The sequence below is a fragment of the Nocardiopsis sp. B62 genome (assembly GCF_018070675.1).
Lineage (GTDB): Bacteria > Actinomycetota > Actinomycetes > Streptosporangiales > Streptosporangiaceae > Nocardiopsis > Nocardiopsis prasina.
Genome location: NZ_JAGPXK010000018.1, coordinates 84,685 through 100,425 on the forward strand (window position 1 = coordinate 84,685; position 15,741 = coordinate 100,425).

Sequence of the window (15,741 nt, forward strand, 5' to 3'; positions counted from 1 at the left end):
TACTCCACCACGGAGGCCAGTGGGACGGGGTCGCACGCATGGGGCGACCCGTCGCACGTTCCTGCCGGTCGACGGTGCGGTGGCGTGTGTCCGGAGCGCCCTGCCCTCTCACGAGGGAGGCGGGTCACCGCTTGGGGTGGTCGGGACACAGGACCGCAGCGACGGACATCAGGCTTCGAACAGGGTCTGCCCCACGAACCCTCCCTCCGAGCAGCCGGGCGGGATCGCGAAGACCGCCGAGCCGATGTGGGTGATCCACTCGTTGAGCAGGTCCAGTTCGTCGAGGCGACGCTGGATGGGCACGAACTGTCGGTGCGGGTCCCGTTGGTGGCAGACGAACAGCAGCCCCGCGTCGTCCCCGGACTCGTAGTTGTAGCCGCGACGAAAGATCCTCTCGTCCGGGTCCTCCGAGCGGGCGCGGCGGATGTGCGCGTACTCGGCGATCACCGGGAACCCGAGCGGTGTCAGGGCGTCGAGGTCGGGGTCGTCGTGTTCCTCCTCTCCGGTGAGGGGAGCGCCGTTGTCCAGGCGACGCCCCACTGAGTCCTCCCGGCCGGGGCGGTCGAGGCGGTCCCACTCGCCCAGGTCCATGGAGACTCGCCGCAGCACCAGAGCCGTTCCTCCCCGGAGCCAGGCCGGGGCGTCCTCCCCGCACCAGACCAGGGGATCGAAGTCCTCGTCCTGCGGCTCTGGATTGACCGTGCCGTCGACCTGACCGAAGAGGTTGCGCATGGTCGTTCCCTCGGGCTCGGCCCCGTAGGAACGGCGGAAGCCGTCCTGCGCCCAGCGCACCGAACCGAAGGCGCGGGTGTCCTTCAGGAGCATGCGTGCGGCGTGGGAGAGAGTCAGCGGGTCGTCGCAGCACACCTGGAGGAGCAGGTCGCCGTGGGACCATGCCTCCTCCAAGCGGTCGGTGTCGAATTCCGGCAACGGTCCCAGCCACTGTGGGACCAGGGCCGGGTCGACCCGCTCCACCAGGCCGGGGCCGAAGCCCAGGGTCACGGTCAGGCCCGCAGGGGAGAGGGCGAGCTCGGGTTCGGTGTCGGCCAGAGCGGACCTGCCCTGGGTGAGCCGGGCCGCGTCGTCGGAGAGCAGCGTGAGCAGCCGTCGTACCCCGTCGGCGTCGACGTCCTCGTTCAGGTCGACGCCGACGAACCTGGCGTGGGCCTGCGGTGGTGTCGCGATCCCCGCCTGGTGGGCGCCGTGGAAGGCGTGGGTGCGGTCACCGTGCACGTTCCCGGTTGCCGAGGAGGACTCCGCGGGTGAGCGCAGCGAGCGGACCAGGGCGTCACCACCACTGAGGGCCACCGCTCCCACTCCAGCGGCAGCGGCACCTCCCAACAGGACACTTCTGCGCGAGGGTCGAGCGCCCTCCTCCGTGGGGTGCTCCATCAGTGGCCCTCGTGGTCGTCGTCGGAGTCCCCGTGGTCCCCGTGGTCACCGTCGTAGTTCTCGTTCGCTCCCTCGAAGTCCTTCACAGGGGCGGTGAACTCGTGGGTGGAGCCGTCCTCGAACTCGAGCGTGACGGTGACCTCGGCGCCGGGCTCCAGGTCCTGGGCCAGGCCCATGATCATGATGTGGTCGGCACCCGGGGAGAGCTCGTGTTCGGACCCGGCCGGAACGGAGAAGCCGCTGTCCTTCTCCTGCATGACCATGTTGCCGTCGTCCCCGCTGACGACCTCGTGCAGTTCGACCATGTCGGAGACGTCGTCGGCGCTGGCGGCCACGATGAGGGCTTCGGCTTCGCCCTCGTTGGTCAGGATGCCGAAGGCGGCGGTCATGCCGTCGTCGGCAGCGGCCGCCTTGACCCACGGGTCGGAGACGGAGACCAGATCGGCCTGTGCGGCGGATCCCTCCTGGACCGCGGCGTCCTCCTCTGCGGGGGAGGTCGAGGAGCAGGCACCCAGGATCAGGGCGGCGCTCACGGCGGTCGGGATCAGGAGCGAGCGTGCGGTGAGGTTCATCGGGTTTCCTGTTCGGCTCGAGTGTGCTGGGTCATGGGTCGTCGCGGGTCGGTGGGGCGCCGAAGGCGCAGGGCGGCGGCGTAGATGAGAAGTCCGGTCAGGGCTCCGGCCAGGGCCATGACGGCCTCGCGGGGAAGGGTGACGTTCGGGGAGGGGGCCGCGGCCGCGTCCTCGCCGTCGGTCTCGTTGGCCGGGGCGGCTTCCAGATCGGGAGGGGGCGGTCCGCCCTCGCCCACCTCAAAGGTCAGGGCTCCGCTGATGGGGTGGCCGTCGCTGGAGACCACGCGCCAGCGGACCGCGTACCCGCCGTCGGCCAGGTCCGGGGGCAGTTCGACGCTGACCTCGTGACCGTCCACGAGCGGCTCAGTGGTGGCCACCGGCTCGGCTTCGGAGTCCAGGACCAGCACGGCGGTGGACACGTCCATCGGCTCCCCGCTGAAAGTGAGCCTGACCTCGTCGGGAGCGGTCGGGACCGCCTGTTCGTCCCCTGGGACCGAGGAGAGCAGAGTGTCGTGGGCGAGCGCCGGGGCCGGTGTGAGCACCACGGCGGTGGTGACGGCGCAGAGTAGGCCGGGGATGCCCCGCATGGATCCTCCTCGTCGTGTGCGACCACGTGGTCGGCACTACGAGAAGTCGTCCCTCGGCCGCGAGGAGTTCCCCGGGATCCCTGGATTCTTTCGAGCCGGGCCGCTCCCCCTGGCGTCCGTCCCGACCCGGTCGCCGGATCCGTTCTCAGCGCGGAGGTCCCGGGACGGAACACGGACAGGTGCGTGGGCTTCGACGCGGCGACGCGGTGACGCGACGCCGCGTGATGAGTGATCAGTCGGACTCCGAATGACGAACCGGCAGGGTTCAGGTGAAATCTGGATACTCGTGCTCAACTCGGTGTCATCAGTGGGCGTGTGTATGTGCCGGTCATCCCCTTGGGGAGGCGCGTTCCCGGTCGAAACGGACAGACCGCGACGATGTTCACCTCCTACACAAAGGATGGGGCAGATGGTAGGAAGTTGACGCGCAGGGCTTCCTCGTTCCCCCAGCCGCCCGGAGGCTTTCCATGAATCGCCGGTGGTCGATCCGCTCACGCACGAGTGCCCTCGTGGCAGCGGGTTCCGTCCTGGTCCTCACCTTCACACCCGTCGCGGCAGCGGCCGACCCCCGCGACGATCCCCGGGAACACACCGGGTTCAGCGAGACCGTCGAGATCCCACCGGGTGGCTCGGCCACCAGGGTCGACGATCCCGCGCCGAGGTTGGAGACGTTCGAGTCCGAGAGACCGGTCGCCCCCGGGGTCACGTTGACCTCGTTCGACACCTACGGGCCGGACGGCTACACGGGAGACCCGAACTGGCTCCAGGGCGACCTGCTGACCACGGACCTCACCGGGGACGTCAGCGTCGACTACCTGTTCCCCGGCCGGGTGACCGAGCGGGAGCCCCTGAGCACCCAGGCCGACCGGGTCGGTGCGGTCGCGGCGGTGAACGGCGACTTCTTCGACATCAACGCCTCCGGTGCTCCGCAGGGCGTGGGCGTGCGCAGCGGTGAGCTCATCCAGTCGCCGACGACCGACGACCACCGCGAGTCCTCCGCCGTCTTCACCCCCGACGGGCTCGGTTCGATCGGCGAGGTGTTCTTCGAGGGGACCATCGAACTGCCCGAGGGAACCTCGCCGCTGGACGCGATCAACAAGCCCTCTCTGGGTCCCGGCGAGATCGCCGCGTTCACCCCGTTGTGGGGGTCGTACTGCCGCTGCCGGGTGGTGGAGGGCACCTCGGAGACGTTGGAGGTCGTCGTCACCGACGGCGTGGTCACCGAGGTCGTGGAGGATCCGCGCGAGGGAACGATCGCCGACGACAGCTTCGTGTTGGTCGGACGTGAGGACGGTGCCGAGGCACTGTCCTCGCTGGAGGTGGGCGACCCGGTCGGCATCGCCTACGACGCGCGCGCCAGCGGTGACCAGGAGATCCACGCGGCGCTGAACGGCCGTCAGATGCTCGTCGTCGACGGCCGGGTGCAGCGGGCTTCGGAGGGCAACAACGTCCCCGGGGCCCCGCGCATGGCCATCGGGTTCTCCGAGGACGGCTCACAGATGTTCCTGCTGAGTGTGGACGGGCGCCAGCCCGCGTTCTCGGCGGGGGTCGGTCTGGACGAGCTCGGCCAGATGATGGTCGAGGCCGGTGCGCACACCGCGGTCAACCTGGACGGCGGCGGCTCGGCCACGATGGTGGCGCGTACCCCCGGCGCGGAGGAGGTACGGGTGGAGAACCGGCCCTCGGACGGGGAGGAGCGCCTCGTCCCCAACGGGCTGGGGCTGTTCGCCCCCGAGGGCAGCGGTCAGATCGACGGTTTCTGGGTGGAGACCGGGATCGCCCCCGAACACGTCGACGGCTCCGGGTACGTCGCGCCCAGTCGGACGGACCGGGTCTTCCCCGGACTGACGAGAAGATTGACGGCGGCCGGCCACGACGAGACCTATGGTCCGGCCGAGGCCGTACCGAATTGGCGGTCCGACGACAGCCGGGTCGGAGTGACGGACCGCGAGGGAGTGTTCACCGCTCGGTCACCTGGTATCGCCACGGTCACGGCCAGCAAGCTCCGTGCGCGGGGCGAGATCGAACTGACCGTCCTGGGCGACCTGACCCGGATCGGGACCACACCCGAACGGGTGGGACTCTCCGACGCGGAGGCCTCCGCCGTCGTGCAGGTGACCGGCTACGACGCGGACGGGTTCGCCGCACCGATCGAGCCGGACGACGTGGAGTTGACCGTCGACGAGAGCGTCGCCCGGGTCTCGGTGACCGAGGACGGTCGCTTCGAGGTCCGGGCCGCCACCGAGAGCGGTTCCACGCTCGCCACCGTGCGGGTCGGTGACGTCGAGACGACCATGGCGGTTACCGTCGGGCTGGACGAGGTCGTCGTCGCCGACTTCGAGGACGCCGCCGACTGGTCCTACTTCGGTGAGCGGGCCGAGGGGGAGGTCGCGGTGGCGGAGGGCCGCGACGGCAAGGGTGTGAACCTGACCTACGACTTCACCGCCTCGACCGGGACCCGGACCGGTGGTGTCCTGCCGCCGGGCGGGGAGCGGGAGATCCCCGGACAGCCGCAGGAGCTGCGCGCCTGGGTCAGTTCGGAGGGCAACGGGGAGTGGGCCAGCCTCCAGGTCTGGGACGGCGCCGGACAGCTGGTGCCCGCGATGCGCGCCGGGTACCTCGACGAACCGGGCTGGCAGCAACTGGTCTTCAGGGTCCCGCCGGGCACGCAGTATCCGCTGTCGCTGCGACGTGTCTACTTCGCGGAGACCGAGCCCGGGGCCAGCTACCAGGGCGAGGTGGTCATCGACGAGGTGACCGCGATGGTGCCGCCGCCGATCGACGTGCCGCCCACCGAGCCCGTCGTCGACCCCGTGGTGGCCCCCGGCGCGACCGTGGCCCAACAGGACTGGCGGTTCGCCGTCCTGTCGGACGCCCAGTTCGTCGCACGCGATCCGGACAGCGAGATCGTCGCCTACACGCGGCGGGCCCTGAGGGAGATCCGCGCCAGCGACGCGGAGTTCCTCATCATCAACGGTGACTTCGTCGACGAGGCCGCGCCCGAGGACCTCGCTCTGGCCCAGCGCATCCTCGACGAGGAACTGGAGGGCGAGCTGCCCTACTACTACGTGCCGGGCAACCACGAGGTCTCCGGGGGCACGCTCGACAACTTCCGGGAGGCGTTCGGGCAGACCCAGCGGGTGGTCGACCACCACGGCACGAGGTTCGTGCTGCTGGACACGGCCCGGTTCTCCTACCGGGCCAGCGACTGGTCGCAGCTGCGGCTGCTGCGGGAACAACTGGACGCCGCGGCCGAGGACCCCGCCGTGACGTCGGTGGTGGTCGCCCAGCACGTGCCCTTCCGTGACCCGCTTCCCTCCAAGGCGAGCGAGCTGGCGGACCGCAAGGAGGCGGCCACGGTCGAGGGCTGGCTGGCCGGGTTCCAGGCGGAGACCGGCAAGGGAGCGGCCTTCATCGGGGCGCACGTGGGAGTGTTCCACGCCGACCGGGTGGACGGGGTGCCCTACGTCGTCAACGGCAACGCCGGGAAGAACCCCTCGGCCGGACCCGCGGAGGGCGGATTCACCGGTTGGTCGCTGTGGGGCGTGAACACCGGGGGACAGCCCGAGGAGGACTGGGTGGTGACGGAACTGCGCCCCCACGTGGACGGGCTGGAGCTGGACGCGCCCGCCTCGGTCACCGTTGGTGAGCAGGCGGAGATCGCCGCGACGGTGGACAACGACGGCAGCGCGGTGCCGGTCGCCTACCCGGTGAGCGCGGACTGGTCCGGCTCCGACGGTGTCCACATCGGCCCGGTCGACGACGCGGGGGCCGATCACGTTGCCGCGTTCGATCCGGCGACGGGCCGGTTCAGCGCGCTGGGGGAGGGGACCGTGGAGCTGCGCGTGAGCGTGAACGGAGTCACCGAGGAGGTCACCATCGAGCTCGGGTCCTGACCGACGTCGGAGTCCCTCCCGAACCGGGAGCGCGGGATGCCCCGGACCGTTGATGTCCGGGTCATCCCGTTTCCGTGCCCGGTCCTCAGCCCGCGCGGAGGATGAGGGCCAGACGCGTGGTGCGATCCGGCGCGAGGGTCTCGCGCACCCCGGTCTCCAGGGCGCCCTCGGTGGCGTCGACCACGGACACGTGGCGGGTGGTCCTGGTCAGGGCCGTGTACACCTGGGGGCGCGAAACCGGGACCTGGGGCGGGAAGACCGCCACCACGGCGGGCCAGCGGCTCCCGTGGGCGACGGCCACGCTCACGGCCCATCCCGGGCGCAGCGCGGACGGGTCGGTGACGGTGACAGTCGTGCCGTCGGCCAGCTCGATCACGGCACCCTCGGACACCTCACGCAGATAGCCGGTCTCGCCCGGACCGTACCCGGGACCCTCGGAGGTGAGCACCACACGGTCGCCCACGTCGAACCCGCCGTGCGCTCCCGGGCCGGGGTTGAGGCGCTCCTTGCACGCGGCGTTGAGCGCGCGGGCACCGGCCGGGCCGTCCTCGCGGCAGGTGACCACCTGGACCTGGTCGGAACCGATCCCCAAGGCCCGGGGGATGGAGTCGGTCACCAGCTGCGTCACCCGGTGGGCGGCCTCCTCGGCGGAGGCGGCGGGGACCCGGACGACCTCGCGGTCGGGCGCCTCCACCTCGGTCCAGTCGCCCTCGGCGACCGCGCGGGCCAACTTGGCGACGGGGGAGGGCTCGGCGTCGTCGGCGACGACGGCGACGTGCGCGGTGCGTGAGGAGGCCACGTCGACCACCACCCGACCGGGGGTGGCGGAGGGCGCCTGGTCCGGGTCGGCCAGCAGCACCAGATGCGCGTCGTCCACGCAGACCGACGCCAGGTCCGCCATGCGGGCCACGCCCAGGGACATCGACTCGCACAGCGCGACGATCCCCGCCGAGGCGGGTCCTCCGGCCAGCAGGGCGGCGAGGGAGACCGCGCGCACGGGCGGTTCGCCCTCCGAACCCAGCAGCCGGTCCAGGTCGGCGTTCACGGCGGCGGCGGTCTGCGCGGTGGGAGCCACGACCGTGATCCCCACCTGGCTCTCCCGGGCGATACCGGCCAGGCAGAGCAGGGTCCGCGCGGCCTCGGCCTGGTCGCCGGGGCCGTGGTGCACCACCGTCACCGGACGCATGGTGGCGGTGAGCACCGCCTCCCGGGTGGTCTCGGAGATCGTGAGACCGTGTTCGGAGGTGGCGGCCTCCAGGGTCTCGGCGGCGGTCATCGGGTCCATGATCGGTTCGCTGCCACCGATCAGCCGCAGGAGCTGTACACCGAGCCGCTGTTCGGCGTGGCCGACATCGTAGGGGGCGTAGTGGCGTTCGGGATCGGGCAGGTCCGGTACCTCCGGAACACCGCCCTCCTCGAAGTCGAGGTCGTCGTCGGCCTCGTCGCCGCTCTCGAACAGCGCGATCTCGTCCGCCGCGACGGCGGCCTCCAGCGCAGCCCGGGGGTCGGCGACGCCGAGCTGGCCGACCACTGTGGCCAGCCTCTTCTCCTCGATCGCGGTGTGGCCCCGGCGGGCGGCGGTACGCAGCGTGTGTCCGACCAGGGCGCCGAGGCGGCGGGGGTCGTCGGGGCGCGCGGCCCCGGCCAGGTGCTTGCGCGCGCAGTAGTCGGCCTGCTCGATGGTCACTTCGGGCAGGCGCAGCAGCAACCAGGGGTTGGCGTCCAGCTCGGCGGCGGGTTGGGGACCCAGCACGGACACCAGGCGCGGCGCCAGGGCGTGCGGGGCACCCATCCGGTCAAGGACGGCTAGGACCTTCTCGACAGCCTCGGACACCGGTTCCCCTCGTCAGGTGGTTCGTGGACTCGGTGGGAGCCTACCGACTCGCGGCGACACGCGGTGTTCGTCGTCCACAGGGTCACCCGGTGGGGCCCGCCTCGTCCTGGGTCACCTGGAGGACGGCGGCGCAGGGATCGGTGTCGGGGGAGGCCTCCTGGACGGCGGTGGCCGCGTGTGCGGCGGCCGCGCGGAAGAGCGCCCGGGTGTCGGCGTCCAGCGCGCCCAGCAGCCGCTCCTCGACGTGCTCGACCAGTTCGTTGGCGCTCGCCAGGACCTCGGACCCGTGGTCGGTGGGGCACACCCTGCGTACCCGGCGGTCAGCCGGGTCGGCGCGGCGCCGGACCAGGTCGGCGGCTTCCAGGTCGTCGATGAGGTAGGTCATCACGCTGCGGTCGATGAGCAGCCGTTCGGCCAGCGCGGCCTGTGTGGGGGCGTCACCCCGGGAGGCCGCCGCGAGAACGTGGTAGCCGCGGCTCCCGTGCGGGAGGTCGGCGAGCGCCGCCTCCACGTGTTCGTGCCAGCGGCGCAGCAGCACGGCCAGGGACCAGCCCAGGTTGTGTTCCCCGAGGCTCGGCTCCGGCGTGGTGGGTGTCATGGTCCGAGATTACCAGGAATAGGTGTGAGGGAAGATAAGTTGTGTTGAGCATCATTTGTCCAACAAACGATCCCCTTCCTGGAGGTCAGGCCATGACCGACTACGGACACCCCCTGGAGTTCGGCACCTTCCTCACGCCGACCGCACAGGACCCCGACCGCGTGGTCGGGCTGGCGGAGCTCACCGAGGCCGCCGGGCTGGACCTGGCCACCTTCCAGGACCACCCCTACAACCCCGCCTTCCTCGACACCTGGACCCTGCTCAGCTGGGTCGCCGCGCGCACCGAACGCCTCCGGGTCTCCGGCAACGTGATCAACCTGCCGCTGCGCCCGCCCGCCGTCCTGGCCCGCGCCGCCGCCAGCCTCGACCGCCTCTCCAAGGGCCGCTTCGAGCTCGGGCTCGGCGCCGGGGGCTTCTGGGACGCCATCCACTCGATGGGAGGCGGACGCCGCACCCCCGGCCAGTCCGTGGACGCCCTCTCCGAGGCCATCGACCTCATCCGCGCCGTGTGGGACACCGACGCCAGGGGAGGGGTGCGACTCCAGGGCGAGCACTACTCCGCCCACGGCATGAAGCGCGGCCCCGAACCCGCCCACGACATCGGGATCTGGCTGGGCGCCTACAAACCCCGCATGCTCAGGCTCATCGGTGCCAAGGCCGACGGCTGGCTGCCCAGCCTCGGCTACGCCAAGCTCGAGGACCTGCCCGGACTCAACGCGACCATCGACGAATCCGCGCTCGAACACGGCCGCGACCCACGGCAGATCCGCCGCCTCGTCAACCTGACGGGCGCCGCGTTCTCCCCGAGCGACGACGGTTTCCTCCAGGGCCCGCCCGAACAGTGGGTCGAGCAGCTGCTGCCCCTGGCCCTGGAGCTGGGCTTCTCCACGTTCGTGATGCCCACCGACGACCCCCGCGCCATCGACACCTTCGGCCAGGAGGTGGCCCCCGCCCTGCGCCGGGCGGTCGAGGCCGAACGCACCAGCACCGGGACCCCGACCGGGCCGGTCCGTCCCGTCGCCGCCCTGACCGCACGCCGCCCCGGCATCGACTACGACGCCGTCCCGCACGGCCTGCGCGACACGGCGGTCGAGCCCGGGGACAAGGGCTTCACCAAGCTCCGGCACGGGTACATGCAGCGGGGCCGCCCCGGGCTGGTCCTGCGGCCCACCGGTCCCGACCAGGTCGCCGAGGCCCTCGCCTACGCCCTCGACCAGGACGCGCCGCTCAACGTGCGCAGCGGCGGACACGGCATCAGCGGCCGCTCCACCAACGACGGCGGTGTCGTCCTCGACCTCGGCCGCATGAACGGGGTCGAGGTCCTGGACGCCGCGACCGGTCGCGTCCGTCTCGGCGCCGGTGCCCGCTGGGGGGAGGTCGGCGCGGTGCTGCACCAGCACGGGCTGGCGATCAGCTCGGGCGACCACGGGGGAGTGGGGGTCGGCGGGATCGCCACCACCGGGGGCCTGGGATACATGTCCCGCGCCCACGGGCTGACCATCGACCGCCTCACCGCGGTCGAGCTGGTCACCGCCGCTGGTGAACACCTCAGGGTGGACGCCGATCACCATCCCGACCTCTTCTGGGCGGTACGCGGCGCCGGGGCCAACTTCGGCGTCATCACCTCCGTGGAGGCCGTGGCGGCCCCGGTCCGGGACGTCGTCCTCGGCCAGATCGCCTACGACGCCGCCGACACCGCGGCCTTCCTCCGAACCTGGGGTGAGGTCGCCGAGTCCGCCCCGCGCGAGGTCACCGCCTTCCTGGCCCTGGGCCAGGGACGAGCAGGCCAGGGGCCCGTGGCACAGGCCATGGTCGTGTTCGCGGGGGACGACACCGACGCCGCCGTCCAGGCCCTGGAACCCTTCCTCAAGGTCGGACCGGTCCTGGACCAGCGCGCGCAGGTCGCCCCCTACCCGGCGATCCTGGTCGGGCACGCCGGTCCGCACGAGGGCGGCCAGACCCCGGTCGCCCGCTCGGCCCTGCTGGAGCACATCACCGACGAGTCCGCCGAGGCCGTGGCCCGGGCGCTCGCCACGGGCGACGCCTACTTCGCGCAGCTGCGCCAGGTCGGTGGGGCGGTCAACGACGTCGCCGCCGACGCCACCGCCTACCCCCACCGCTCGGCCAACTTCTCCCTGGCCGCCATGGGGCGCCGGGCGGACGTCCTGGACCGTCGCTGGGCGGAACTGGGCGCGACGGCGCGGGGGCTCTACCTGAGTTTCGACACGCGCACCGGGCCCGAGGTCCTCGCCGAGGCCTTCCCCGAACCCGCGCTCGGTCGTCTGCGCGCGCTCAAGGCCGCGTACGACCCGGACCAGGTGTTCGACCAGAACTTCCCGATCCCGCCCGGCGACTGAGCCCTCGGCGCGCGGCCGGTCAGCGTTCGGGACCGGCCGTGGCGTCGTCCAGGGCGTCGCGGATCTTGGGAGGAAGCCGCACGCTCTCCACGGACAGGATCTCCTCCAGCTGGGAGAGCGTGCGCGGACCCACCACGGCGGAGGCCACACCCTCCTGGTCCCGGGCCCAGCTCAGCGCCACGGCGAGCGGGGAGACACCCAGCCCCTCGGCCGCCGTGCACACCGACTCGACCACGCGTCGGCTGCGCTCGTCCAGGTAGGGCTCCACGTAGGGGGCCATGTGCGGGAACGCGGCGCGGGAGTCCGCGGGCACTCCGTTGCGGTACTTGGCGCTGAGCACGCCCCGCCCCAGCGGAGACCACGCGATCACGTGCGCCTCGCTGGCCGCCGCGGCCGGCCGCAGCGCGTGGTCGGCGCCCCGGTTGAGCAGCGAGTACTCGGTGCCCGCGCTCACCAGCGGCACCCGCCCCGGCTGGGCGCGCTGCCAGGTGGCCAACGTGGCGAACTGCCAGGCCTTGAGGTCACCGGTGCCCACGTAGCGGGCCCTGCCCGACGCCACCGCCGTCTCCATCGCGGACAGCGTCTCCTCCGGCGGCGTGTGGGGGTCGTACACGTGCAGCTGCCACAGGTCCACGTAGTCCGTCTGGAGGCGCCGCAGCGAGGCGTCCAGCGACGCCAGGAGGTGGCGGCGGGAACCGTCCACCGGCCGGTACGCCTCGGGTGTGTGACCGCTCTTGGTGGCCACCACCACGTCCTCGCGGCGCACCGACCCGCGCAGGAGCCGTCCCAGAATCCGCTCGCTCTGGCCGCCCGTGTAGATGTCCGCCGTGTCCACGAGCGTGCCCCCCGCGTTGACGAACGCGGTGAGCTGCTGCCCGGCCTCCTCCTCGGAGGTGTCGTTTCCCCAGCTCATCGTGCCGAGAGCGGTACGAGACACCCAGAGCCCTGATCTGCCCACCTGTCGCTGTTCCATGCGGCGGAGATTACCGTGTTCATCGGAAGTAGGCCCTGGGTACACCTTCGCTGCGTACTGTCGGCAGGGGCCGGACCAGCGCCGACGCGCGACCTCTCGTCGCGCGGGCCGTCCGGGCCGTCACCCCATCTGGTTCGTGTCCGTGCCCCCGGTGGGCTCGGACCCGTCACGAAAGTCCGTACCGAGTGTCCATCTTCGAGGCGGTCGTTCTCGGCCTCATCCAAGGGCTCACCGAGTTCCTGCCAGTATCCTCAAGCGCCCACCTGCGCGTCTTCGCGGCCTTCTTCGGTTGGTCCGACCCTGGTGCGGCCTTCACCGCCGTCAGCCAGATCGGCACCGAACTCGCGGTGGTCGTGTACTTCCGCAGACGGGTGTGGGCGATCATCTCCGTGTGGTGCCGCTCCCTGGTCGACCGGGACCTGCGCGCCGACGTCAACGCGCGTATGGGCTGGTACATCATCCTCGCCACCATCCCCATCGGTGTCCTGGGCCTGCTCTTCGAGGACCAGATCGAGGGCGTCTTCCGGGACCTGCGCCTCATCGCCCTGACCCTCATCGTCTTCGGCCTTCTCCTGGGCGCCGTCGACCACTTCGCCCGCAAGCAGAACGAGCTGGAGGACCTCACCCTCGGCCGGGGCCTGACCTTCGGTCTGTTCCAGACGCTCGCGCTGATCCCCGGCGTCTCCCGTTCGGGCGCCACCATCACCGGTGGCCGTCTGCTCGGCTTCTCCCGACCGGCCGCCGCCGAGTTCGCGTTCCTGCTGGCCATGCCCGCCGTGTTCGCCTCGGGCCTGTACAAGATGCTCGACATCGGAGGCAACGAGTACGCGGGCTGGGGCGCCACCATCGTCGGGACCCTGGTCGCCTTCGTGATCGGCTACGTGGTCATCGCCTGGCTGATGAAATTCATCACCACGCACAGCTTCATGCCGTTCGTCTACTACCGCATCGCCCTGGGCGTGCTCATCATCGTGCTGGTCTCCACGGGCGTCCTGGCCCCGGAGGGCGGAGCCGGAGTCGGCTAGCCGACCGTCCCCGTCCCAGCCTCACCCTCGGACACCCCAGGACGTTCCACTCTCGGGGCGGGCCACCGGTCGCGGTGGCCCGCCCCGAGGCCGTGGCCGACCTACCCTGGTGCCATGGCCACACCTGCTGACACCCCAGCCGACGCCCCCGCCGGGCACCGGGACGCACCAGGCGGAGCGTCCGCGCCCGAGGCGATCACCCTCCTGCTCGTCCGCCACGGAATGACCGACGCCACCGGGCCGCGCCTGGCCGGTCGCGCCCCCGGCATCCACCTCAACGACGTGGGTCGCGACCAGGCCTCCCGCCTGGCCGGACGGCTGGCGGGACTGAGGCCCGCCGCGCTCGTGTCCAGCCCGCTCGAACGCTGCCAGGAGACGGCCGAGGCCGTCGCCGAGCGCCTCGGCACCACCGTCACCACCGACGACAGGTTCGTCGAGTGCGACTACGGCAGCTGGACCGGCCGGACCCTCACCGACCTGTCCGCCGAACCACTGTGGCGGGTGGTCCAGGACCACCCGAGCGCGGCCCGCTTCCCCGGCGGCGAGGCCCTGGCCACGACCTCCGCCCGGGCCGTGGAGGCCGTCCGCGACTGGAACGGCCGACTGCTCGAACAGGCCCCGCCCGGCTCCGCCCCGCCCGTGTACGTGGTGTGCGGCCATGGCGACGTGATCAAGGCGATCATCGCGGACGCCCTGGGTATGCACCTCGACCTCTTCCAGCGCCTGCGCGTGGATCCGTGTTCGGTCACCTCCATCACCTACACGCGGACCCGGCCCTTCCTGAACAAGCTCAACGACACGGGCGAACCCCTGGCCGGGGCCCTGCCCACGGCGGCGGAGACCCGGGGGGACGCGGCGGTCGGCGGCGGGGCGGGCCAGTCGGCCGGAGACGAGTGAGCGGCGCGCGCCCCTCGGGCCCCGCACCGGGGGAACGCGGGGGCGCGGTCAGCGTCGTCGGCCCGGGACACGACCCCGGAACGCGGCCGTATCGCACCGTGTCACCGTCATCCCTTAGGGTGCTGTTCATGCCCGTCTTTCAGTTCAATCCGCCGGAACGGTTCGTCGTCGGAACCGTGGGTCAGCCTGGGGAACGCACCTTCTTCCTCCAGGCCGTCGGCGAGGGTCGTATCACCAGCGTCGTGTTGGAGAAGGCCCAGGTGGAGGCCCTGGCCACCCGAATCGAGGAGCTGCTGGAAGAGGTGCACCGCCGTTTCGGGGCGCCACCGGACGAAGCGGCCCCGCCCGAGGACGACGGTCCGCTGGAACAGCCCATCGAGCAGGACTTCCGGGTGGGCACCCTCGCGCTGGCCTGGGACGCCGAGGCGGCCCGCGTCATCATCGAGGCGCAGGAGATCGACGAGACCGCCACCGAGGAGCTGGTCGAGGACGACGACGAGGAGGAGCTGGAGGTCTTCGCCGAGGAGGCCCCCGCCCACCGCGACGTCCTGCGCGTCTACCTCAGCCCGGGCGAGGCGCGTGCCTTCGCCGACCGCGCGCTGAAGGTCGTCTCCGCCGGTCGGCCCGACTGCCCGCTCTGCGGACGCCCCCTCGACCCGAACGGCCACATCTGCGCGCGCCAGAACGGCTACCGCCCGGACCGTCTCGTCTGAGGGACCTCGTGGACGACGACACCACCGGCTGTCCGACCGCCGCGGACCCGCCCCCCACGGTGACCACGGCGGCCTTCGGCGGGCTCACCCCCGCCGAGGGGCTGGATCTGCTGCGCCGGGGCGAGATCACCGTCAAGGGCCGTCTGACCGCCGCCTCCAACGCGACCCTCTACTGCACGGTCTCCGACGGCACCCGGTCGGCTGTATGCGTGTACAAGCCGGTGGCGGGGGAGCGGCCGCTGTGGGACTTCCCGGACGGCACGCTCGCGGGTCGGGAGGTGTCGGCCCACGCGGTCTCCGAGGCACTCGGCTGGTCCGTGGTGCCGCCCACCGTCCACCGGGACGGCCCCTACGGGGAGGGCATGGTGCAGCTGTGGGTGCACGGCGACACCACCGTCGACCTCGTCGCGCTCTCCCGGGAGACCGAGCACCCGGGGCTGCGCCGGATGGCCGTCCTGGACGCGGTGATCAACAACTCCGACCGCAAGATCGGCCACCTGCTGCCCACGCCCGAGGGGCACCTCTACGGCTGCGACCACGGGGTGTCCTTCGCCGAGGACTACAAGCTGCGCACGGTCCTGTGGCAGTGGCAGGGGCTGCCCCTGACCGACGAGGCGCTGGTGGCCCTGGCCTCGCTGCGCACCCGGCTCCGCGACCCGGACGACCCCCTGGGGGCCGCGCTGGCCCACCACCTGACCGGCCCCGAGGTCTACGCCGTGCGGGCCCGTGTGGACCTGCTCATCCACCACGGCATCCACCCCTACCCCGCCCCCGACTGGCCCTCCGTCCCCTGGCCTCCGGTGTGACCGGTGTGAGCAGTCTCAAGCGCCCAACACGCGGATACCGGCCGGTAGGAATAGCGCCTTAGTGGTCCGTACCTGCACAATGGGCACGTGA

12 protein-coding genes are annotated in these 15,741 nt (G+C 71.9%); 6 read left to right on the forward strand and 6 right to left on the reverse strand.

The annotated features are described in order from the left end of the window. Nucleotides 1-168: 168 nt before the first annotated feature. From KBX21_RS18740 to KBX21_RS18750, 3 genes are read right to left on the reverse strand one after another with little or no spacing between them, the layout of a single operon-like run. Nucleotides 169-1,392 carry a Dyp-type peroxidase gene (locus KBX21_RS18740; RefSeq protein ID WP_210842692.1) on the reverse strand — a complete coding sequence of 408 codons (1,224 nt, stop codon included), beginning with the start codon at nucleotides 1,390-1,392 and terminating at the stop codon, nucleotides 169-171. Continuing rightward, entirely contained in the window at nucleotides 1,392-1,964 is a 573-nt protein-coding gene (locus tag KBX21_RS18745) for a copper chaperone PCu(A)C (protein WP_210842693.1), read from the reverse strand. Before KBX21_RS18745 ends, KBX21_RS18740 begins: the two co-directional genes overlap by 1 nt. Continuing rightward, on the reverse strand, nucleotides 1,961-2,551 hold the full coding sequence (locus KBX21_RS18750) for a copper resistance CopC family protein (RefSeq protein ID WP_210842694.1): 591 nt from the start codon (nucleotides 2,549-2,551) through the stop codon (nucleotides 1,961-1,963). The genes KBX21_RS18745 and KBX21_RS18750 overlap by 4 nt, the downstream gene beginning before the upstream one ends. Before the next feature lie 467 nt (nucleotides 2,552-3,018). Between KBX21_RS18750 and KBX21_RS18755 the strand changes: the two genes are divergently transcribed. Beyond that, nucleotides 3,019-6,447: a phosphodiester glycosidase family protein gene (locus KBX21_RS18755; RefSeq protein WP_210842695.1), complete on the forward strand. Its 3,429-nt coding sequence runs from the start codon at nucleotides 3,019-3,021 to the stop codon at nucleotides 6,445-6,447. A gap of 85 nt (nucleotides 6,448-6,532) precedes the next feature. Here the strand turns inward: KBX21_RS18755 and KBX21_RS18760 are convergent, their stop codons facing one another. Beyond that, nucleotides 6,533-8,281 carry a helix-hairpin-helix domain-containing protein gene (locus tag KBX21_RS18760; RefSeq protein WP_210842696.1) on the reverse strand — a complete coding sequence of 583 codons (1,749 nt, stop codon included), beginning with the start codon at nucleotides 8,279-8,281 and terminating at the stop codon, nucleotides 6,533-6,535. An 82-nt stretch (nucleotides 8,282-8,363) separates the two neighbouring features. Then, a complete protein-coding gene (locus KBX21_RS18765; RefSeq protein WP_210842697.1) occupies nucleotides 8,364-8,879 on the reverse strand; it encodes a MarR family winged helix-turn-helix transcriptional regulator in 516 nt (171 codons plus the stop codon). Nucleotides 8,880-8,971: 92 nt separating this feature from the next. Here KBX21_RS18765 and KBX21_RS18770 point away from each other — a divergent pair, with 92 nt between their 5' ends. Further along, the gene (locus KBX21_RS18770) at nucleotides 8,972-11,236 is read left to right on the forward strand and encodes an LLM class flavin-dependent oxidoreductase (protein ID WP_210842698.1); all 2,265 of its coding nucleotides are present in this window, start codon (nucleotides 8,972-8,974) and stop codon (nucleotides 11,234-11,236) included. A 19-nt stretch (nucleotides 11,237-11,255) separates the two neighbouring features. Here KBX21_RS18770 and KBX21_RS18775 read toward each other — a convergent pair whose 3' ends face one another. Beyond that, the gene (locus tag KBX21_RS18775; RefSeq protein ID WP_210842699.1) at nucleotides 11,256-12,209 is read right to left on the reverse strand and encodes an aldo/keto reductase; all 954 of its coding nucleotides are present in this window, start codon (nucleotides 12,207-12,209) and stop codon (nucleotides 11,256-11,258) included. 185 nt (nucleotides 12,210-12,394) lie between these two features. On the opposite strand from KBX21_RS18775, the gene KBX21_RS18780 reads away from it, so the two are divergent. The 4 genes from KBX21_RS18780 to KBX21_RS18795 all read left to right on the forward strand — a co-directional run bounded on the left by KBX21_RS18780 (nucleotide 12,395) and on the right by KBX21_RS18795 (nucleotide 15,650). Further along, entirely contained in the window at nucleotides 12,395-13,234 is an 840-nt protein-coding gene (locus tag KBX21_RS18780; protein WP_210842700.1) for an undecaprenyl-diphosphate phosphatase, read from the forward strand. Nucleotides 13,235-13,348: 114 nt separating this feature from the next. Continuing rightward, the gene (locus KBX21_RS18785; protein ID WP_210842701.1) at nucleotides 13,349-14,131 is read left to right on the forward strand and encodes an MSMEG_4193 family putative phosphomutase; all 783 of its coding nucleotides are present in this window, start codon (nucleotides 13,349-13,351) and stop codon (nucleotides 14,129-14,131) included. 128 nt (nucleotides 14,132-14,259) lie between these two features. Beyond that, a complete protein-coding gene (locus KBX21_RS18790) occupies nucleotides 14,260-14,844 on the forward strand; it encodes a DUF3090 domain-containing protein (RefSeq protein WP_210842702.1) in 585 nt (194 codons plus the stop codon). 59 nt (nucleotides 14,845-14,903) lie between these two features. Beyond that, entirely contained in the window at nucleotides 14,904-15,650 is a 747-nt protein-coding gene (locus KBX21_RS18795) for an SCO1664 family protein (protein ID WP_210842712.1), read from the forward strand. Nucleotides 15,651-15,741 lie beyond the last annotated feature (91 nt).

Coding starts and splice junctions, on each gene's coding strand:
- KBX21_RS18785 (WP_210842701.1), top strand. CDS start 13,349: ATGGCCACACCTGCTGACACCCCAGCCGACGCCCCCGCCGGGCACCGG.
- KBX21_RS18770 (WP_210842698.1), top strand. CDS start 8,972: ATGACCGACTACGGACACCCCCTGGAGTTCGGCACCTTCCTCACGCCG.
- KBX21_RS18790 (WP_210842702.1), top strand. CDS start 14,260: ATGCCCGTCTTTCAGTTCAATCCGCCGGAACGGTTCGTCGTCGGAACC.
- KBX21_RS18745 (WP_210842693.1), bottom strand. CDS start 1,964: ATGAACCTCACCGCACGCTCGCTCCTGATCCCGACCGCCGTGAGCGCC.
- KBX21_RS18775 (WP_210842699.1), bottom strand. CDS start 12,209: ATGGAACAGCGACAGGTGGGCAGATCAGGGCTCTGGGTGTCTCGTACC.
- KBX21_RS18740 (WP_210842692.1), bottom strand. CDS start 1,392: ATGGAGCACCCCACGGAGGAGGGCGCTCGACCCTCGCGCAGAAGTGTC.
- KBX21_RS18755 (WP_210842695.1), top strand. CDS start 3,019: ATGAATCGCCGGTGGTCGATCCGCTCACGCACGAGTGCCCTCGTGGCA.
- KBX21_RS18765 (WP_210842697.1), bottom strand. CDS start 8,879: ATGACACCCACCACGCCGGAGCCGAGCCTCGGGGAACACAACCTGGGC.
- KBX21_RS18750 (WP_210842694.1), bottom strand. CDS start 2,551: ATGCGGGGCATCCCCGGCCTACTCTGCGCCGTCACCACCGCCGTGGTG.